This is a genomic window from Vibrio sp. 10N.239.311.G01, from assembly GCF_041465805.1.
In the GTDB taxonomy this organism is placed as follows: Bacteria; Pseudomonadota; Gammaproteobacteria; order Enterobacterales; family Vibrionaceae; genus Vibrio; species Vibrio crassostreae_C.
This window is the reverse complement of the sequence record NZ_JBFSRM010000005.1, coordinates 25,279-46,049: the sequence shown is the minus strand read 5'-3', so window position 1 is coordinate 46,049 and position 20,771 is coordinate 25,279. Positions and strand designations below refer to the sequence as shown.

Here is a 20,771-nt window from a genome sequence, read left to right as displayed (position 1 = left end):
TCACTTGGCCATTGCTAAGAAGGAAGGTGGTGTAATTGTAGTTACTGACCAGAAGCCGTCGGCAAGTTCAGGGTATGAGAGTAGCCCGTATAGCCTATCAATGAACGCATTATTAAATTTATTAGGGAAGCTCTTCCTACAGTAATACTGAGCTAATTGGGATGTTTGTCCCTTGGCTGAAACAGCGAAAATCGGTGTGTTGGGAAGTTTTTCTAATAAAATTTGAAAATGTTTTGCTTGTGGGTGATTACTTTCAAGTACTAATATCTTCCCTTGCGGTAGCATCATTTTTAATGACTTAAACTCGCAACTTAAGAATGGTTGAAAGAAAACTATGGCGTCTGGCTTAGATGAGTAGCATAGTACAATAGCCTCTTTTAGAGCAGAGTCTTCTGCTTTTAAAAAGAGCTTCATCATAGTTGACTCATCCATATTACTAGATAGAGCACTATAATTAGGCGAAACATTACATAAGAGTTGTGAATTGGAAGATGAGGTTATAAGAGAGTTTTTCTCTTGCTCATTTAATAATGAACGCATCTCAGCTAGTTCACCAATTAATTCTAAATTGGATTTTGCCATTTCATCTATTTGATTTTGTAATCTAGTTAGGACAACCCTATCTTCATTTGCTTCAAACGAATACGCGTCCATCTTCATCAAATCCGAGTAGACAACCTGCCTAAACCGTTTGTGTTCAGCATCCTTATCTTTTGTAAATTTCGCTATTTCATCTTTAAGTAACTTATTCTCATGTTCTAGTCGAATTGCATCATTGGCTTCAATGTCCACTGAGGCTTCACCGCGAATAAATGGAAGCATACACTTATAGTCTCTAGATATGCATTGCCTTGTTATTCCCGCAGAGCTAGCAACCTCAGAAATCGTAAACGAGGTTCTTCCAGTTTGAGCTTGTAAAGTAAGTATTGCTCTTTTTATCTTTTCTTCTGTGTTAGTTGATCGCTTTGGCATCAGGTGGCTAAATTTGCTGTAGAGAAAGGTTCGGGAAACACCGAGTTCTTTTGCTAATGTTGACACAGAAAAAGAGTCGGATTTTTTAAGTACCTCTATAGCTCTGGCTATATCTTTTTCGTTTAGTTTCATTTTTTAGTGCTCCAAGCATTTGGGATCGAAGCTTTGTGAGATAGTTTTTTTAATAACTGTTTGTGAGATATAACCTGGTTTTCATAGTATTCAGCAACACTGGGGCTGATACACTCGTCGATATACTTTAGTTTTTGCTTGTAGTAATTGAGTTGAGCTTTTATGTTGTTGACCGCATCTTCCGTGAGGAGGATATGGGGACATTCTTTGTAGTCACAGAACTCGACATCAGGGTAGCTTGAACCAGTTGCCTTCATGCAAGGTGGAACTGATTTATCATCTCCTGTCTTTAAGCAAAATCCACCTATTGGCACCTTTGAAACGAAGAGCGGAACCCCTGCCTCTAAAGATACGCGGACATAAGCTTCTATATCTGTTGTCAGTATTTGCCCTTTAAAGTGGCGACTATAAAACCGTTTTCTAATTTTAACTGACAGACGCCCATAGGTATTATTGTTCGATATCTCCTCGAAAATATCTATGAGATCTTCAGTGTAGTTATGTTCGATTAACTCTACGACACTTTCAACCATCAGCTCGTTTCTAAGAATGTATCGCATTGTCATTCCGTAGCTTTTATGTCCAAATAGTTGGCGTATCAATTCAATATTAGACTCACTCTTAGAGATAAGTAGCCAAGCAATAGTCTTTCTTAGTTGATGAGTATGGGTATCATCTATGCCTGTTACTTCAGCAATAAGTCCTTTAATGTCTTTGCCTATAGTGTTCAATTTAATCTTCTGATATTTCTTGCAGCTCATAATGTCAGAAACTAAAAGGTACTCGCTCTCCAATTTATTGCGATTACTTTCAAAGAGCTTTAGTAGGACGTCAATTGCATCTCTGACAATAACTGGTACAGGTATTGAATCACTTTCACCTTCGTCATCTTTTGCCGTTTTATATCTAATTATATCAAGATAGAGATCACCATTTTTTATATATGCTTGCTTTGCCTTTAACTCAGCAATCTCCTCTCTTCTTAATCCAGTGAACAGAGCAATGATAAAAATGCAACATCGTTTTAGTTTAATCACTGAGGGACGTACTTCAGTAATATCGATAGTAGTTCGATACTGCCAACCACAGGAATAACCGAGACTAGCTACTTTCTTCGTAATTGGTTTAAAATCATAAAGCATCACCCCATTTGATACTTCAGGGATAGGGATATTTTGTAAGGTTTTGAAAAGTTGCTTTGTTTTGCCATCTTGCCGAACTGCCCCATAAGATTGTCCTTCACCTAATCGGACTCTGTTTCTTATCAGGTTTGAGCATTCAACAATAGTTGGTGAAAGGTCTTGTATGTATGTTACTGACTCATCAAAAACAGATTTGATTACGTCAGCTGAGAGAGGTCTCCATGGAGAAGTGTTCGTCTCTTTAAGTTGATGGATCTCAGAACGTAGTTTTTTGTCAATTATTGAGTATTTACTGTAAGGGGTTGTGAGTTGAGAGGGTAATAAACCTTTCTCTGTTAAATCACACCATGTATCAAAAAAAAGTATTGCACTAGAGAGCTTTAGAGAAGATCCGACAACGTTATTTCTATATTGTTCTACGCATTGGTCGATGTATTGTTTACATTGCTTTTGAGTGATGTTTGATAATACTCTACTAGTTGTGACTCCTTTATTGATAAGGAAGTATTTAGCCGTAGTCACGAACATACTGAATCGACTACCTGAAGTCTTCCAACTAGTGATATTCAGGTTGATTTGTTTTGGGAAATTGTAATATGTGAAGATTTTAACAATTGTGACAATATCTCTGATATTCGACAAATCTCTTCGACTGGTGATCCTATCGAAGTTCATTGTTAGATGCTCTGACTGTGCATGTTGTATACGCCAGCTATCTTCACTGAATTTTATACCGTCTAAAACCTCAAAGTCTTCACTTAGGTCAGCTTGACTAAAGTCTATAAGCTTCATGTGTAATTCTCCGAGATAATCGGTGGGAGCAGGTATCCTTCTGATGCACTTCTAAGTTCTGCCTCTTCAATTTCTTCTTTATAAGGCCAACAGTTAATAACTTCTTTTGTTGCTTTGAATTCATCACCATGGATGGCTTCAAAGTGACTATCGCGTGAGGTTCGGCGTATTTGATCTAAATATAAGTATCTATCAACAATAAATGGGATGTTGTTACTAGTAACTGATGATTGAGAACAAAGGAGGCATTTGTTGAATTGTCTACAAGGTGTTTTAATTTTTCCGTGAGTTGCTTTCCAGTCTGGCCTCATAGGGTTATTACATATTGCCAGTGGAGATTCCCCGCACTGATTAGAGTAAATAGTGAGTATTTTCTTTTGAATAGACTGGTGTGTACGTAGGGGGATTAAATTGCCTTTGAACGAACCATCACTAATACTTGCTGCTATGTTATCGAGCTCATTAGATAGTTTGTCTTTTCGGATTTGGTTGAAATGAGCGTTATCTTTATAGATACCATCGGTAATCGCCGATGTTGAATGACCAAATAAAATTACCTGGAGCAATAGTGGCAGGTTGTTTTCGACTTCATTGAGGTAAAGTCTAGTTGGCCTAAGTTGACGAAGATCTAAGTTAAACCCAAGTTCATTGGCTAGATATTTCTGTGTGGCTTGACGATTTACTGCACCTCTGGCTGGGTGAGAGGCGATAATTTGAATTTTCGTATTAGTTGTAAAACTGACAAAAGCAGGTGGAGCATTAATGTCTGAGATAGCTATTGAGTACAAATGCCCTTGTCTAAGTCTAGACGTCCTTTTAACAAGTAATTTCATTAAATTGTACGCGCTGTATCGATTTTTTTTTGAGCTCGGATGAATCATTTCTCGTTGCTCTCGTATATGGGAATTCTTATTTAATGCTGCCCCTTTAGCCTTTGTTGACTTAATAAAGATCCAATCACTTTCTATAGGGATAGGCTCATATGTAAAATCGTATGGATTAATTCTATCTGCGATATCTGGCGACCATCCTGTTTCGAGGCAAATAGCCGTTTTTATGGCTGCCATCTCTCTAAAGTCAGGATAAAGATATGAGAGAATCTCCTGGTTGTTTAAACTTGGTTCATTGGGTATGAAGGGTGCGTAAGACTTGACGTTTTGCATTACGATACGCTTCATTATCGTAACAATAGGGTTATTAAGATTGGTATAGGTAAGGTCTCTAGGAACGTAGTACTTACCACCTGTTTTCTGCATTTCCCGAGTAACATTATTAGGGTATTCAGGATGAGCAGAGTAGAAAGTTGCTAGCGTGTCAGTTAGGTTACTAGTCCAGTTTTTGAAGCGAGGTAAGTTGTTATCTTGGTTATCTTTTCTCCAAAAATCCAGGCCAGTTGTAGTACTTGGTACTCCTGTTTTTATTGCGACTGACGTTATAGACTCCTTTTGATAGGCTAAATCTATTTGTTTCTTTAGAAAGGTTCTGAGTGTATCTAGTTGTTCGGTCGATAGTGGTTCAAAGTGTGATGGCTTGGGTTTCGGTGGGGTAGGCCATGAGCTTGGGCACCTTGTAAAACAATTAAATCTAGAATTTACATTTTCAAACACTCTTCTTACAGTTGTCGATATAACATAGCGACGTTTTGAGGACTTAGATAATGATAAATAATGATTAAATTCAAGGAAATGGATCTCGCAGAACTTTGACAACAAAAAATCTTGCACTTTACTAGTTCTCAAGAACTCTCGAAAAACTATCAATGACCACTTTTCGTGAGACGTTAATTCTACTTTGCTACCACTAATTACCGCTTCGGTTAGTTGATTAATAGTTAAGTATTCTTGTGTCATTCAGGTATCTACCCAGAGATTTTATCAAAAGTTGTCGTACAACTTTCGCAAAACACATCCATAAAATCTTGTACTTCAGGCATATCCGCTTTGAGTTGTTCTATGCGTAATGCTAACCCTTCTTCTACATGTAGAAACTCATTGTTGTGAAATCTTAATTCATTAATAGTTTTGATATATGCAGCTAGAATATCTGCCGCTTTTACTATTGATTTATATTGGGGATCAACATGTCTTTGAACGATTAGTCCCTTAAATTCCTCGCGTAAGTCTTCGGGTAGTGTATCTAAGCATTCTAGTTCTGCTATATCTTCAAGTTTTTTAAACGCTGCTGTGAACTCGGGGCTGTGATACTTGGTTTTTGAGTTGATGTCTTGCAATTTAGTCTCTGAGATCTCGTGATATATAGCTATCACAGCCGCTCTGTCTGGATTAAGTGTTCCTCCATACCGTTTATTCTTAATGACAGTAAGCAAATGAGCAATGACTGATACTTGATGGCAGTGTTCAGAGACATTCTCCTCCTGAAAGCAATGCATCAAAGCCCATCTTTTGATTAGAGGTAAACGAGTTATCCAAGCCATGAATGTGCTGTTTCTCTCTTTCACTTTATGCTCCTTAATTTACTGTCATATGTAAACATAGTACAAAATACGAACTAAGATAGTGTTTTACGAAAAAAAAGAAATACGAATTAATCACCCGTCAGTACCTCACTGGTGTCGTGGTACATGCCAAGCAGAGCAATGTGCTCGGGGTTAAGCTGACCATCAAACTTCTTGTTTTTGATCAGTGCCAAGGCGTGTGCCACGAAAGCAACCTGTAGGCTATGTTCTGAAATGTTCTCGCTTGATACCGAACGCATCAGGGGCCAGCGTTGAATTAGCTTCATGCGTGCGAGATGGGCAAAGAAATGGCTCTGTTTCATAAATGTCCTTATAGTACCAATCGTAGTAAATAACTGGTCATCCTAGCTTGTTAAAAAACTCGATAACTATGTTAGAATTTTTGATTGTAGAATAACTACTTATCGAAAAATTCTGCCTTGTCCTCAAGCTTTTTCCCTACGCTATTTCTGAACACTTACTTACTGTGATTGGTATAAACAATACTCCACTCGTATCTTGTGTTTGCACAGGGATACGAGACAGCGGATACAAAAAAGGCTCCTAAACAGGAGCCTTTTAAGCATAGAAGTGAATGAATACAAGTTAAAGTCTTTTAAAACAGCAAATTGTAGCCATCTTTCTTTGTGCTCATTAACCTTCGATGAGGTCGTCTTGGCTGTAAGTCTGTAAGAAGCGCTCTAAACGACCAATTGCGATTTCTAGATCTTCGATGTGCGGCAGAGTCACGATACGGAAGTGATCCGGTTTCGGCCAATTGAAGCCCGTACCTTGAACCAATAGCACCTTCTCTTGCTTAAGGAAGTCGAGTACAAACTTCTGATCGTCTTTGATGTTGTACATGTTGGTGTCGATTTTAGGGAACAGGTACATTGCACCTTTCGGTTTCACACAAGAAACGCCAGGGATCTTGTTGATCAGTTCCCATGCACGGTCACGCTGTTCAAGCAGTCGACCGCCTGGAAGAATCAGCTCATTGATACTCTGATAGCCACCGAGTGCGGTTTGGATAGCGTGTTGCATCGGAACGTTGGCACACAAACGCATTGAGGCCAGCATTTCTAGTCCTTCAACGTAGCCTTTCGCTAGGTGTTTAGGGCCTGTTAAGAACATCCAACCACCACGGAAACCACATACACGGTAAGCTTTAGATAGGCCGTTGAACGTGACCATTAATACGTCTTCAGCAAGCGTTGCCACTGAAGTGTGTACCGCACCGTCGTAAAGTACTTTGTCGTAGATTTCATCGGCGAAGATGATCAAACCGTGCTCACGAGCAATCTCAACCACTTGTAATAGGAAATCACGGCTGTATACCGCGCCTGTTGGGTTGTTCGGGTTGATAAGAACGATGCCGCGCGTCTTTGGTGAGATCTTCGCGCGCATGTCGTCTAAATCTGGATACCAATCAGCATCTTCATCACACATGTAGTGAACCGGTGTACCACCAGAAAGCGCAACAGACGCTGTCCATAGTGGGTAATCCGGAGCGGGAACTAAGATTTCATCACCATTATCCAGTAGCGCTTGCATAGACATAACGATAAGCTCTGATGCGCCGTTACCAATGTAAACGTCTTCTACATCAAGGTTACGTAGGCCTTTTTTCTGGTAGTGCTGAACAACCGCTTTGCGGGCTGAATAGATGCCTTTTGAGTCGCAGTAACCTTGAGATGTCGGTAGGTTACGGATTACGTCAACAAGGATTTCATCAGGGGCGTCAAAACCAAATGGGGCGGGGTTACCAATATTAAGCTTCAGTATTTTATGCCCTTCTTCTTCCATGCGCTTAGCATGTTTGAGTACAGGCCCCCTGATTTCGTAGCATACGCTGTTGAGTTTTGACGACATCCCGATATTTTGCATTGCCGATTTCCTGAAATTAATTTAAATACTTTATTAAAGTACCGCAAAATGGCGTTTGATAGAATAAAAATCTGATGAATGTCGCATTTCAGTGTCACGTTTAGCCTTTTTGTTGTCACTCTTTTCTAAATTTTAATTAATCGCTTTCTTGGTTATTGGCTAAGATGAATAAAGGGGCGGGATCGCTTAAAATCACAGGAATGTTGAAAAGATATAGTACATTCTTGATCTAAGTGGGTACTGCCCATAAAGTATCAAACTAATATAATAATAATTTAGATGTGAACGAGGTCGATTTGTCACATTTCCAGCAAACTATCTCCGCTTTGATTGAGCGAGTACAAAATGCCCAAGCAAGCGAAGTTCGTTGTGTTGAAGTTCTAACGCAAAAACCATCGTTTGCATTTATAGAATGGCTTCATGCTCAACCGCTCTTTCCTAAGTTCTACTGGCAGTCACGCGACACTCGTGAAGAGGTTGTTGCGCTCGGACAGTTACATACGTTTTCAGATCCTGCACCCGCGTACGCTATTCTTGGTGAAGACCAACGAATCTGGGGTGGACGCTCGTTTGATGGGCACACCGCAAAGAACCGTCGCTGCATGGAGTCGTTTTTCTTCCTTCCTCAGGTTGAATTGATCCGCTTTGACAATACTTGGTCGCTGGCGGTTAATTTGTCCCCTGATCGCGTTTCTTCTATTAATGCTTTGAATAAGCTTTCTGTAGAAGCCGCGATATTGGCGCCTTTGTCTGCCCATATTGAACAGATCAATCACGTTCCAGAAAGAGAGCAGTGGGGCAACCTTGTCGATAAAGTGCTGCAAGGCATTAGCGATGAAGAGTACAAAAAAGTCGTTTTAGCACGTAAAACCACACTGCAACTCGATGCGCCTATCTGCGCAGCTCAATTACTTAAAGCCAGCTATCTGCAAAATCACCACAGTTTCCACTTTATGTTGGTGCTGGATTCTAAACACAGTTTCATTGGCTCGACACCAGAGCGCTTATATAGCCGACATGGTACGGAGCTTGATACCGAGGCGCTTGCTGGAACCATTGGTCGCGGAGAGAACGCTACTGAGGATATGGAACTGGCCAACTGGCTTTCTCAAGACAGCAAAAACCTCAATGAGAACCAGTATGTGGTCGACGACATCATTGAGCGTCTCACTCCTCATTCTCAAACGGTCCATGTTGAAAAGGATGCGCGTCTAGTGCGCTTGCGTAAGGTGCAGCATTTGAAGCGCAATATCCATGCTCAGCTCAACAATGGCGTTAATGGTGTGCAGTTGCTTGCTGCCTTACAGCCAACTGCTGCGGTGGCGGGTTTACCTCGTAAAGAGGCGATGGATTTCATTCTTGAACACGAACCGTTTGCACGAGGTTGGTATGCAGGCTCTGTAGGCTATATCAGTCATCAGCGAGCGGAATTCTGCGTGGCGATTCGAAGCGCCTTGATTGTAAACGATCAAGTACAACTGTTTGCTGGCGCGGGGATCGTGCCGGGATCGGTTGCCGAACATGAATGGCAAGAGCTGAACAAGAAGATGTCTACTCTGCTTAGCTTAATTTCAGATCACCCTCCATTGGGTGTCGCGTCATGAATCACGACCAAGCCGTATTAAATAGAGTTTGGTGTCACACGTTACTTGAAGAGCTTGCACGCAATGGCGTTGAACATGTTTGTGTTGCTCCGGGCTCTCGCTCAACGCCGCTAACTCTCGAAGCTGAAGCCAACTCCAAGTTAACCTTACACACGCACTTTGATGAGCGTGGTCTTGGGTTTTTAGCTTTAGGCTTAGCAAAGGCTAGCAACAAACCGGTTGCGGTGATTGTGACATCAGGAACCGCTGTGGCGAATTTGCTTCCTGCGACGGCTGAATCTGGGCTGACCCGAGAGAAGCTGATCTTGCTAACCTCTGATAGGCCCATCGACTTGGTCGACTGTGGTGCCAATCAAGCGATTCAGCAGCATGGTATCTTTTCTTCCCATGTAGAAAGTGCTTTAAACCTGCCAAGCCCAACCACACAGATTTCATTGAATTGGCTTCTAACATCGGTTGATAGCGCGCTTGCGAAACAACGCAATGTTGGCGGTGCGATTCATATCAATTGTCCGTTCCCAGAGCCGTTCTATTCTAAGAGTAGTGCTGAGATGTATGCGGATTATACAAAGAGCGTGGCAGCTTGGAGAGCTTCAACCTGCCTTTACTCGAACACTTATTTGCCCAGTCATTTAATCGATCAGCCTGTCTCAGCAAGTGATTATGTCGCTCGTAAAGGCGCAGTGATTATTGGTTCTATCGAGAATGAAGCCGCAATTAAAGCCAAGCAGTTTGCGACAGCTTTGGGCTGGCCAGTATTCTGTGACCCTCAATCGGGTGTCAGTAGTGACTGGAAACACTATGATTTATGGATGCAAAGTGACGCAGCCAAAGCACAGCTTAGTCAGTGTGATTTTATTATCCAGTTTGGTGAGCGCATCGTATCTAAGCGTCTTAACCAATGGGTAAAAGAACAAGCTGCCACATTTTGTTCATCGCAGTACATCGTTGTTTCACCAGATGCACATCGTATTAATCAAGATCATCTGCCTCAAACTCATATTGTCGCTGATATCGAACATTGGTTATCAGAGCAACATCTACCAACGCTGTTGGGAGAACATGCTGGCTGGGCGGCATCTTTGGCGGAAGTCGCGAATACGGTTCAGCAGTTAGCGTTGGCGCAAATCTCTAATAACGACCAACTGACAGAGTTGAGTGTTGCAGTTGACTTGTCGTCTAGACTTAAAGACAGAGAGTTATTTGTGGGAAACAGCTTGATGGTAAGGCTGGTGGATATGCTGTCTTCAATATCTGCGAATCGGGTTTACAGCAATCGTGGTGCATCGGGCATTGATGGCTTGGTGGCGACGGCTGCGGGTGTAGTGAAAGCCAACCAGAACCCCTTATTGATGTTGATTGGCGATACTTCTTTGCTTTACGATCTCAACTCACTGGCTCTGCTGACTCATAATTTAACGCCGATGGTTATTGTTGTGACCAACAATGATGGTGGTGCGATCTTTGATTTATTGCCGGTGCCAGAGCAGCAGAAACAGTCACTTTATCAAATGCCTCATGGTTTCAGTTTTGAACACGCTGCTGCGCAATTCCAGTTGGGATACGCTGCGCCAGAAACCTTGAATTGCTATCAAACCATTATCGAACAACATTTCGAACAGGGTCAGGGTACCTTGCTCGTGGAAGTTAAGACGCCTCCCGAACAAGCGTCTACTTTGCTGAAACAATTCAGTTCAATGCTCACCGAGGCATTAGCCTAAGGACTTTACATGCTTTACTCCGATTATTACCCAGCTGTACAAGATTCTTCTGACAAACCTTTGCTTGTTTTCTTACATGGTTTACTCGGAAGCGGGGATGATTGGAGTGCATGTCATCCATTCCTCGAGGATTTTCCTCTCCTTTGCATAGATTTACCCGGACACGGACAAAGTCGCTTTATCGATCCGGTAGGGTTTGATCATTGCTGTAAGAAAATTGTCCAGTGCATCACATCCCAACTGGCTCTCAACGATCTTCCTGTCGATTATCCTATCGTGGTGATTGGGTATTCTATGGGGGGAAGGCTTGCCATGTATGGGGTAACTAGCCCTTGCTTCGAAACTCTTAACTTAGAGAAAGTCATCATTGAAGGTGGCAACTTTGGCTTGGAATGTGATGAAGAAAGAGCACAAAGGTTAGTACACGATACGCAATGGGCTGTTCGCTTTGCACAGCAGTCGATTGAAGATGTTTTAGACGATTGGTATCAACAAAGCGTCTTTTCTTCACTAAATCATGAGCAAAGACAAACTTTGGTCATAAAGCGTAGTGGTAACCTTGGAGTATCCGTAGCAAATATGTTGTTATCTACTTCGTTAGCTAAGCAACCGGATTTACGTGCCACATTGAAATCTCATGAGCATTTATTGCATTATGTATGTGGAGAAAAAGATCGTAAATTCATGGAGCTAGCTGAGAATAGTGGCTTTGAATATAGTCAGGTGGATTACGCGGGTCATAATGTTCATTTTGAGCAACCAGAGATGTTTTCAAATCTGATCATCCAATGTATCGCCAGTCGTTGATGAACTGACTGAGCGAACCTCTCGTATCAAGCGCTATAGAAAGCAGAGCAACACCGTCGCGACTCTACGCTAGTCGCGCTCTCTAATAGAACAATGGGAATCATCATGGCTAAAACAGTAGGCATCACAGAAGAAGAACTTTACGCAGCCGTTAACTGGCGCGATGAAAGCAGTCAATATGAAGATATTCAATACCACAAGTCTGATGACGGTATTGCGAAAATCACGATTGCTCGCCCTCAAGTGCACAATGCGTTCCGTCCACAAACCGTAAAAGAGATGATCAATGCACTGGCTGATGCTCGTTATGACGAGAAAGTTGGCGTAATCATTTTGACTGGTCTTGGTGAGAAGGCGTTCTGTTCTGGTGGTGACCAAAGTATCCGTGGTGACTACGGCGGTTACCAAGATGACTCAGGTACGCACCACTTGAATGTACTTGATTTCCAACGTCAAATTCGTACTTGTCCAAAACCAGTTATCGCAGCGGTATCGGGTTGGGCAGTCGGTGGCGGTCATGTACTTCACATGATGGCAGACCTTACTATTGCAGCTGAAAACGCGCAGTTCGGTCAGACGGGTCCTAAAGTGGGTTCTTTCGATGGCGGTTGGGGTGCTTCTTACATGGCTCGTATCGTTGGTCAAAAGAAAGCACGTGAAATCTGGTTCTTGTGCCGCTTCTACGATGCACAAGAAGCACTGGACATGGGCCTTGTAAACACCGTTGTTCCTGTTGCTGACCTAGAAAAAGAGACAGTTCGTTGGTGTCGTGAAGTGCTTCAACACAGCCCAATGGCACTGCGTTGCTTGAAAGCGGCACTGAACGCTGACTGTGATGGTCAAGCAGGCTTACAAGAGTTGGCTGGTAACGCAACCATGATGTTCTACATGACAGAGGAAGGCCAAGAAGGCCGCAACGCATTCAACGAGAAACGTCGACCGGACTTCGACAAGTTCCCGCGTAATCCATAGTCTTTCTCCTCTTCAAAATGAGTCGCTAATAGCGGCTCGTTTTGTTTTGATGTTCCCCGTTTTTTAGGAAACTTTATGAACTCAGTGAATTCTCAGCGTCACGCTAAACTTTACCGTTATCAATTACCTATGGATAGTGGTGTGGTTCTTCGTGACAATAAGTTGAACGAACGTGTTGGCTATATCATCCAACTTGAGTGTGATGGTAAAACTGGTTTTGGCGAAGTTGCGCCTTTGCCCGGTTTTAGCCAAGAAGATGCCGAACAAGCTGGCATTCAGCTTCAACACGAATTAGAGCTTTGGAGCCACAATAAGCCTCAAACGCCTTTCGACGAGCTGTATCCTTCTGTCGCGTTTGGCTTTTCAATGGCGATGATGGAATTGCGAGGCGATCTTAACGCTCAAGGTAACTACCAAGCGGCGCCTTTGTGTACAGGCGATCCAGATGAACTGATTCCTGTATTGAATGAGATGGTAGGCGAGAAGGTCGCGAAAGTGAAAGTCGGCCTCTACGAAGCGATTCGCGATGGCATGTTGGTTAGCTTATTCCTTGAGTCGATCCCTGATTTGACTCTAAGACTTGATGCCAACCGTGCGTGGAAGCCAGAGAAAGCGAAGCAATTCATTAAATACATTTCGCCGTCAATGCGCCAGCGTATAAGCTTTATCGAAGAGCCTTGCCAAAAGCCAGAAGACAGTTTGGCCTTTGCCATTGACCATGGTGTGGCGATTGCGTGGGACGAGACACTGCAAGAAGCGGTGCGCAGCCCGGAATTTGATCTTAGCGACCTTACTGGTGTTAAAGCAGTCGTGATCAAGCCAACTCTTATTGGTTCTGTCGAGCGTTGCGTGGCAATCATTGAGCGAGCACAGAAGCTTGGAATGAAACCTGTATTGAGCTCAAGCATTGAGTCGAGCCTAGGTCTGACTCAGATTGCTCGTCTGGCGCAGCAATATTTGCCAAATGAAGTGCCGGGGTTGGATACGATTGGCTTGTTCAAGCAGCAGCTAGAGGTTTCTTGGCCGGGCTGTCAGTTGCCTGTCTCTACGCTTGAAAAGCAACAATTGATTTGGTCTTCTTAGACCGAGCTATTTGAATGGCTATTTAGTTAGCTTAACAAGTTCTTAATCTATTTTTGGTTATCATATGATGCGCCCACAATCTAATCATCCCCCGCTCTGGGTAAAGTGGGCGCAGCAAAACCCACTTCAACCAGCGTTAGTGACCACTCACCGCACTTATACTTGGCAGCAAGTGTTTGTGTTGGTTAGTGAGTACCAACAACAGCTATCTCATCAAGGCCTATCTGAAGGTGATGTACTGACGATTGTTGGTAAGAATCAAGCTGAAGTGATCCCTGTTTATCTTGCCGCACTCAATTTGGGTGTGGTTTGTGCGTTTACGATGCCTCAGCCTAGTTTACGCCTGAAGCAAAAGCTCGATTCCTTATATCAAGCAGATCAACAGAGCTACCTTTGGCTCTTGGGCAATAGCGGAATAGAGCAATCAGAGACTGCCGATTTGAATACTCAGTTGGTGACCTTGCCTTGCCTAAGTGAACTGAAGTTTGATGGTGATGATGAGCAGATAACGACACCTCAAGAATCCAATTTCAATCCGCAAAATCTAGCGAGCATCGTATTCACTTCAGGTTCTACCGGAAACCCAAAAGCGGTCGCTCATACACTTGAGCAGCACCTATGCTCTGCGTCAGGGCTGCTTGAGGTGTTTCGTTATCAACAAGGTGACACGTGGTTACTGAGTTTACCTATGTACCATGTGTCGGGGCTGGCGATAGTTCATCGTTGGTTGGCGGCTGGTGGTTGCATCAAAATAGGCACAGGTCAGCTTGAAACCGATATAGAAGAATGCAGTCATGCTTCATTGGTCGCTACTCAACTACATCGATTGTTAAAGAGTAAGCAAGCACTTACTTTAACGCATGTACTTTTGGGTGGTAGTCATATACCAGAAGCACTTGGGCTCGAAGCTCAACAAATGGGTATCGAAACATGGCTTGGCTACGGCATGACAGAAGCGGCTTCAACAGTGACTGCGAAGCCCGTTGATTCTAGTAATACTGCAGGTATTGTTCTCGATCAACGCCAGTTAAAAATTGAAGATCAACGTATCTTTATTGGTGGCGAGACGCTCGCTTCCGGGTATTACTATCAAGGTAAATTGACGCCATTAGTTGATAAGAACGGCTGGTTTGATAGCAAAGATCTTGGAGAGTGGGTTGATGAGCAAGTGTCGATTATTGGTCGGGCTGATAATCAGTTCATTTCTGGTGGTGAGAACATTCATTGCGAAGAGATTGAGCGAGCACTCAATCAGTTGTCTGTGGTTAATCAGGCGTTTATTGTTCCTATTGAAGACGATGAGTTCGGGTTTCGACCTGTCGCTATTGTGGATTGTGCTGATTTGCCAACCAAAGAGTGGTTTGTTGAGCAATTGAATGGCCGTCTTGAACGGTTCAAATTTCCTGTTGAGTATTATCGAATGCCTAAGCAAGAACAACAGGGTATTAAGGTCTCACGCGCTGGATTGGCATCTTGGTTGTCTCAGCATAGGAGTTAAAGGTAAGCGCTTACCTCGACGTTATTTGCGAAGTTGTTAGGTGACTAAGCTGTCAGGCGGTTAGTTAATTTAGCAATTAGATAGTTCAAAACAGAATTTATTATCTTTATAACCATCCATCATAATAAGCCCTATAAATAACGGATTATAGAATAAGGTCTTATTATGAAAATTGCCCTCATCATTGCGGTTTTACTGCAGATAGGCCAAGCGGTCACTTCGTCAGGATTGACTCGCTCGTTGGCTGAACTCACCGCATTTGTGTTGGTTGTGGTACTTGTTTTAATGAAAAGAGAGAGCAAGAAGAGTGATAAGCCCCTGTTTGATTCGTGATTGTTACAACAAAGAATACCCTTACCACAAACGATAAAGGCAAAGCCCATTGGAGCTTTGCCTTTTTGTTTTGTTGCTCGCTAACTTGAGTGTCTAGTTCACCGAACAAACATCTAAAGCGTTTCTATGCGGGCTAAGCGAGAGTTAACCACGCCAATGAACCCGTTGAGATCATGACCCACATTGTAATACCAAACATCAGTGGTTTCGGCCCTGCCGCTTTTAACTTCTCAACTGAAATACCACAGCCAATTAAGAACAAACACACGACCAGTGCTCGCTTAGACACATCAAAGATTCCTTGATAGACCATCTCAAATTGTGGCAGTAAGTCACTCACCGCGATAGCGGCGCAATAGAAGAAAATGAAGTAGGGAACCGTAATCTTCTTTTGATCGTTCTTGAAGATCATCGCACTAATTAAAGCGATAGGGATGATCCAAAGTGCGCGAGCGAGCTTCAATGTTGTCGCTGTCGTCAGTGCTTCTTCGCCATACGCTGAAGCTGCACCTACTACAGAAGACGTATCGTGAATCGCTATCGCTGCCCAAGTACCAAATGTTTGTTGGCTGAGCTCAAGCGCGTGACCAATCATCGGGAATAAGAATAGAGCAACCGAGTTCAACACGAATACGGTAGCTAATGCCAAGCCAATCTGTTCATCGTCTGCTTTGATCGCGGGTGCCACTGCTGCTATCGCGCTACCACCACAAATCGCGGTACCAGAAGATATAAGATAGCCCGTAGTGCGGTCTAGCCCCATTTGTTTCGCCAAGAACCAACCAATGACTAATGTACCGATAATCGTCGTTACAATGAGCCCAATACCATCGCCTGTTACTGCTAATGCTTTTTCAAACTGAATACCAAAACCCAAGCCAACAATAGAGTAGGCCAGTAGCTTTTTGGTAAGCTTGCCGACTTCCAAGTGTTCAGGGACTAATCCTAAACTAGCAAGCAGGAAACCGATAACCAGGGCTGTCGGTGAGCTAACCCAAGGCGTTAAGCAAAACAGTGCAGCAAGATAAAATGGAACGGACTTTTTTAGGTTCATTGTATTTAGAGTCTTGTTTTGTTGTGGCGTTATTGTGATGAGACCACTATACGTTCAATAAAATGATAAGTAAGTCTAAATGAATTGAACAAACGTTAAGGAAAACTTAACGCTTGTTCAACTGATATGAATAAAGGGCTGGTTAACTAGCGTAATGATCCGCGAAGGTCAGAGACTGACTGTCGAAGCGTTTCACAAGAGGCTTGTTTAGGTGAAATCGGCTCGCCAGCTTCTATCTCTAGCTTAGTCCAGAAGCGAGTGGGTAACCCTTTGCAGGCACGGCCTTTGTAACGACTAAAGTAGCTACCCCATAATCCTTTAAGAGCCATAGGAATCACTGGGACAGGGGAACGTTTGATGATCAGCTCCATACCACGCATGAACTCAGCCATTTCGCCATCAGAGGTGAGCTTTCCTTCTGGGAAAATACACACGATGTGACCTTCATGCAGGGCACGCTCTACTTCTTTGAAAGCGTTTCGAATCGAGTTGCGGTTGGTCGCGGAGATTGGAATCACCCCAGCTCTTTTCAAGAAGCGTCGAATTGGCGGCAACTTGGTGTAATCCTCTTCCATCACAAAACGGATCAAGCGAGGGCAAACCGCACTCAGCAGCAGTGCATCCATATAACTCACATGGTTGCAGACAATCAACGCACCGCCCTTTTCTGGCAGGTGATGTAAGTTCTTATGTTTAACTCTGTACATGGTGTGAGTGACCACCCACGTAAAGAAGCGGAAAGCGTAGATAGGCACCTGATAAAACAGGTACAGCATCACCAAAGTGTTGCCCACTGCGAGCAAGATAAACAGCTGCGGAATTGAAAGATCTAGAACACTAAGGCAAACAATACCTAATACCGCACTTCCCACCATGAACAGTGAGTTGTAGATATTGAGCCCGGCAATCACTTGGGCACGCTCGTCGGGCTTGGCACGTAACTGCATCAGTGAATACAGAGGAACAATAAAGACACCGCCAGAGATACCCAGAAGCAGAAGGTAAGCAAACAGTGGCCACAGCTCTGAGTAGGTTACGAATTGATGGAAAGAACTAAAGTCAGGCAAAGACTCCGGGATGGATATCGCCATCAGAAGACCGAAGATCGAGATACCTAAGCTGCCCATTGGCACGATGCCGATTTCAATTCGGTGATTAGATAACTTATCACAAGCTAAAGAGCCGATTGCAATGCCTACCGAGAATAGTGCCAGTAAAAAGGCGACGGAGCTTTCAGTGCCGTTTAGATGCAGTTTAGTGAAGTTGGGAAACTGAGTTAGGTAAGCCGCACCAAGGAACCAGAACCAGCTGATAGACATCAGAGCTTGAAAGGTCGGGCGATCTTTTTTTGCAATCGCCAGTGTCGCGCGGGTCAGTTTTACAGGTTGCCACTTTACTTTAAGGTCTGGTGCATTACTTGGCGCTTGTGGGATAAACCAGCTTGATACATAGCCAAGCACGGCGAACGAAACAATACACACCGCAGCAATGAGCTTCGCGCCTTCTTCAGATGCAATGATGCCTGCGCCGAGAGTACCAATCAGGATCGCTAAGAATGTACCTGTCTCGACGAGAGCGTTACCAGATACCAGTTCTTTTGTTTCTAATTGTTGTGGAAGCAGGGCGTATTTCACCGGGCCAAAGAAAGCACTCTGCGTTCCCATAAGGAACAGGAGCAGAAGTAATATTCCGTAGCTTTCGTAGATGAATCCGATCGCACCCAGTGACATGATCACTACTTCGAGGAGCTTAACTTTACGGATAAACCACGATTTTTCGTATTTGTCGGCCAGTACACCAGCCAAAGCTGAAAATAGGAAGAAGGGCAGAATAAAAAGGCCAGCGGCCAAATTAATGAATAGATTGCTGGAAATAGGCAGCGTGTCTACGCTTGCGAAAGCAACAAACAGTAACAGGACATTTTTGAATATGTTGTCGTTAAAGGCTCCTAGAAATTGGGTAATAAAGTAGGGTAGGAACCTTTTTTGCGTTAACAGCGAAGATTGGCTGCTGTTGTTCATTGTCTTTCCTTGGATGATTACCAGTTGGTTAAGTAGTTTGAGACTAGGTTATTGATCAGCTCTTTACCATCAATAGGCTCAGAGGCGAAAAATTTATCATCAACGCTAAGTAGAGTAATTCCGTGTACTCCAGACCATAATACACGGCTGGCTTTAACGACTTCGCTTTTCGTATGTTCAGGAGCAATCGCTACTAGCAACTGTTCTAGCATGCCTGTCATTCTATCGATGCGGTTCGATTGCCATTCAGGAAGGTTTTCACCGTTCATGTTGTGCTCAAAGATAAGCTGCCAACGGTGAGGGTGTCTCTGTGCAAAATCGTGGTAGCAGTAGGCAAGGTTGAATAGAGCTTGTTGAGGGTTGCTCGATTGTTCAACAGTTGCAGCGGATTCTGACGCCAGTTCATCTAATGTTTGAGCGACCACATGCAAAAGCAGTAGGTTGTAATTACCAAATACATTTACTAAGGTACTTGGAACGTAACCAATCATATTGGCGATTTTACGTAGACTTAGCTCGTGATAAGAGTGCTCTTCTAAGAAGTCGGTTACCGTTTTTAAGGTTAATTGCACTAATTGTTCGCGAGTATGATCGTTTCGTCTTGCCATGGGGACTTTCTATTAAATGAACATCGTTCAATATTTTAATGCTGCCCCAGAGTGCCGTCAATCCCTTCGCTAGTTTAGTAATCAATTAATAGCCGCAATATTATGATACATGTGTAAACACGGTGAATATTTCATTGTTCTTTGTTAACGAGTATGATTAAGGTGTCGAAAGATAAAAAACCTATAAAGGATAATAATGAAACGATTTTTCTCACTAGTCGCGATCCTGTTGGTAACAGTCGCGGTGACGCCAATCGCGGAAGCGAAAAAGTTTGGTGGTGGTAAGTCATTTGGCAAAAGCTTTAAAACGGCTCCAGCACCAAAACAACAAAACACGAATTCGATCCGTCAAGATCAAACGGGTAAGAACACAGCAGCTAACTCTAGCAAGAAAGGCCTTATGGGCGGTCTGCTAGGTGGTTTACTTGCTGGTGGTCTTTTAGCTGCATTCTTTGGTGGCGCATTTGAAGGTATCCAGTTCATGGATATTCTGATTATGGGTCTGATTGCTTTCCTAGCGTTTAAATTTCTACGCGGAATGTTGGGTGCGAAGCAGGGCTCAATGAATCAGCAGAATGCACGTGGTCAACAGCCAGCATTCGGCGGGATGGGTCAGAACAAGTTTGAACAACCTAAGCAACAGCCAAATGTTCATAACTTCGAGCAAGCACAACCTCAAACACAAGGCGCTGCTGGTGGTTTCGGTTTTGGTGCACAAAGCGATGTTCCACATAACTACCCACCGGGCTTTGATCAAGCGGCATTCATCAACGGTTCTCGTGAGCACTACCGTACACTGCAAGGTGCATGGAACCACAATGAGCTAAACACGATTGAAGAATACGTATCTCCAAGCCTATTTGAAGACCTAAAAGCTGAGCGTAATAAGCTAGACGGTGATCAGCACACAGACGTAATGTACGTTGATGCTGAAATCGTTCGTGCAGACCACGATGGTAGCAAAGCACAGCTAAGCCTTCAGTTTAGCGGTCGTTACCGTGACACAGCGGATGGCGTTGAAGAAGATATCACTGATATCTGGCACCTAGAGCGTGACCTAACAACTAACAATGCACCTTGGTTAATTGTTGGTATTCAAGGTTAATTCCAGGATTTAACTCAACATCAATAGGATGTAGTTATTCGGAATGACACCAAATAATAGAAAGCCCCTGCTGAGAAATCAGCAGGGGCTTTTTTGCGTCTAATGATATGTATCTTAGTTAAAGATTGGATTAACCTGAGACTAACTAACTGATTTTATTTGGATGTAATGAGTAATGACAAAGTTCTTTGAACCCGTATTGGAGCCTGAGGTTACTTTGCAGCAGAAACAGATAATTGCGAACGAATGCGAAGAACATATATCGACCCATTGTTTAGGCTGCGCTGCTTATCTGGCTTGTGAGCGTCATGCAGAAGTATGGGATCACTGATGTTTGAATGGGCTAGATCGCTTAGTTATTTGTAGGAGCGGGTTAGTGTTTAGGAAGTTGAGGGTTGTTTTAGAAGACACGTTTAGTAAGAGATAAAGCTCAGAAACGAAAAAAGCCAACTCAATGAGTTGGCTTTTCGATTTTCCAATTAAGGAGAATATGGTGGAGGGAGACGGATTCGAACCATCGAAGGCAGTGCCGGCAGATTTACAGTCTGCTCCCTTTGGCCACTCGGGAACCCCTCCAGGGTGTGT

Annotated in this window: 16 protein-coding genes, 1 tRNA gene and 1 pseudogene; 8 read left to right on the top strand and 10 right to left on the bottom strand. The window is 43.3% G+C overall.

Annotated features, from left to right (window positions below; all coding sequences use genetic code 11):
- The 6 genes and pseudogenes from AB6D06_RS05485 to AB6D06_RS05460 all read right to left on the bottom strand — a co-directional run bounded on the left by AB6D06_RS05485 (position 1) and on the right by AB6D06_RS05460 (position 7,380).
- On the bottom strand, positions 1-1,104 hold the full coding sequence (locus tag AB6D06_RS05485; RefSeq protein WP_280601914.1) for an AraC family transcriptional regulator: 1,104 nt from the start codon (positions 1,102-1,104) through the stop codon (positions 1-3).
- Positions 1,101-3,038 carry a tyrosine-type recombinase/integrase gene (locus AB6D06_RS05480; RefSeq protein WP_372110002.1) on the bottom strand — a complete coding sequence of 646 codons (1,938 nt, stop codon included), beginning with the start codon at positions 3,036-3,038 and terminating at the stop codon, positions 1,101-1,103. The genes AB6D06_RS05485 and AB6D06_RS05480 overlap by 4 nt, the downstream gene beginning before the upstream one ends.
- Entirely contained in the window at positions 3,035-4,888 is a 1,854-nt protein-coding gene (locus AB6D06_RS05475; protein ID WP_280601916.1) for a hypothetical protein, read from the bottom strand. Before AB6D06_RS05475 ends, AB6D06_RS05480 begins: the two co-directional genes overlap by 4 nt.
- Positions 4,889-4,896: 8 nt before the next feature.
- On the bottom strand, positions 4,897-5,496 hold the full coding sequence (yfbR, locus tag AB6D06_RS05470; protein WP_017085779.1) for a 5'-deoxynucleotidase: 600 nt from the start codon (positions 5,494-5,496) through the stop codon (positions 4,897-4,899).
- 89 nt (positions 5,497-5,585) lie between these two features.
- Positions 5,586-5,816, bottom strand: a pseudogene (yfbR, locus tag AB6D06_RS05465) (5'-deoxynucleotidase); the annotation flags it as partial.
- A gap of 331 nt (positions 5,817-6,147) precedes the next feature.
- Positions 6,148-7,380, bottom strand: coding sequence for a pyridoxal phosphate-dependent aminotransferase (locus tag AB6D06_RS05460; protein WP_017060166.1), 1,233 nt, complete (start codon positions 7,378-7,380; stop codon positions 6,148-6,150).
- A gap of 296 nt (positions 7,381-7,676) precedes the next feature.
- Here AB6D06_RS05460 and AB6D06_RS05455 point away from each other — a divergent pair, with 296 nt between their 5' ends.
- From AB6D06_RS05455 to AB6D06_RS05425, 7 genes are all read left to right on the top strand, one after another.
- Complete coding sequence (locus tag AB6D06_RS05455) at positions 7,677-8,984, top strand: isochorismate synthase MenF (RefSeq protein ID WP_065583685.1); 1,308 nt, start codon at positions 7,677-7,679, stop codon at positions 8,982-8,984.
- Positions 8,981-10,705 (top strand): 2-succinyl-5-enolpyruvyl-6-hydroxy-3-cyclohexene-1-carboxylic-acid synthase, encoded by a 1,725-nt coding sequence (menD, locus tag AB6D06_RS05450; RefSeq protein ID WP_372099415.1) that lies wholly within the window; start codon positions 8,981-8,983, stop codon positions 10,703-10,705. The genes AB6D06_RS05455 and menD overlap by 4 nt, the downstream gene beginning before the upstream one ends.
- Positions 10,706-10,714: 9 nt before the next feature.
- The gene (menH, locus tag AB6D06_RS05445) at positions 10,715-11,512 is read left to right on the top strand and encodes a 2-succinyl-6-hydroxy-2,4-cyclohexadiene-1-carboxylate synthase (protein ID WP_017071715.1); all 798 of its coding nucleotides are present in this window, start codon (positions 10,715-10,717) and stop codon (positions 11,510-11,512) included.
- Between the two features lie 105 nt (positions 11,513-11,617).
- Positions 11,618-12,484, top strand: a complete 867-nt coding sequence (menB, locus tag AB6D06_RS05440) for a 1,4-dihydroxy-2-naphthoyl-CoA synthase (RefSeq protein ID WP_017064079.1) — start codon at positions 11,618-11,620, stop codon at positions 12,482-12,484.
- Between the two features lie 75 nt (positions 12,485-12,559).
- On the top strand, positions 12,560-13,567 hold the full coding sequence (menC, locus tag AB6D06_RS05435; RefSeq protein WP_017060171.1) for an o-succinylbenzoate synthase: 1,008 nt from the start codon (positions 12,560-12,562) through the stop codon (positions 13,565-13,567).
- A gap of 64 nt (positions 13,568-13,631) precedes the next feature.
- The gene (gene menE / locus AB6D06_RS05430; protein WP_372110001.1) at positions 13,632-15,065 is read left to right on the top strand and encodes an o-succinylbenzoate--CoA ligase; all 1,434 of its coding nucleotides are present in this window, start codon (positions 13,632-13,634) and stop codon (positions 15,063-15,065) included.
- Between the two features lie 165 nt (positions 15,066-15,230).
- The gene (locus tag AB6D06_RS05425; RefSeq protein WP_048664248.1) at positions 15,231-15,398 is read left to right on the top strand and encodes a hypothetical protein; all 168 of its coding nucleotides are present in this window, start codon (positions 15,231-15,233) and stop codon (positions 15,396-15,398) included.
- A 133-nt stretch (positions 15,399-15,531) separates the two neighbouring features.
- Here AB6D06_RS05425 and AB6D06_RS05420 read toward each other — a convergent pair whose 3' ends face one another.
- From AB6D06_RS05420 to AB6D06_RS05410, 3 genes are all read right to left on the bottom strand, one after another.
- The gene (locus AB6D06_RS05420) at positions 15,532-16,452 is read right to left on the bottom strand and encodes a YeiH family protein (RefSeq protein WP_017060176.1); all 921 of its coding nucleotides are present in this window, start codon (positions 16,450-16,452) and stop codon (positions 15,532-15,534) included.
- 146 nt (positions 16,453-16,598) lie between these two features.
- Positions 16,599-18,473 carry an MFS transporter gene (locus tag AB6D06_RS05415; RefSeq protein ID WP_102320179.1) on the bottom strand — a complete coding sequence of 625 codons (1,875 nt, stop codon included), beginning with the start codon at positions 18,471-18,473 and terminating at the stop codon, positions 16,599-16,601.
- Positions 18,474-18,490: 17 nt separating this feature from the next.
- Positions 18,491-19,081, bottom strand: coding sequence for a TetR/AcrR family transcriptional regulator (locus AB6D06_RS05410; RefSeq protein ID WP_048613073.1), 591 nt, complete (start codon positions 19,079-19,081; stop codon positions 18,491-18,493).
- A gap of 196 nt (positions 19,082-19,277) precedes the next feature.
- On the opposite strand from AB6D06_RS05410, the gene AB6D06_RS05405 reads away from it, so the two are divergent.
- Positions 19,278-20,186: a Tim44 domain-containing protein gene (locus tag AB6D06_RS05405; RefSeq protein WP_372110000.1), complete on the top strand. Its 909-nt coding sequence runs from the start codon at positions 19,278-19,280 to the stop codon at positions 20,184-20,186.
- A 491-nt stretch (positions 20,187-20,677) separates the two neighbouring features.
- Here AB6D06_RS05405 and AB6D06_RS05400 read toward each other — a convergent pair.
- Positions 20,678-20,762, bottom strand: a tRNA-Tyr gene (locus tag AB6D06_RS05400).
- Positions 20,763-20,771 lie beyond the last annotated feature (9 nt).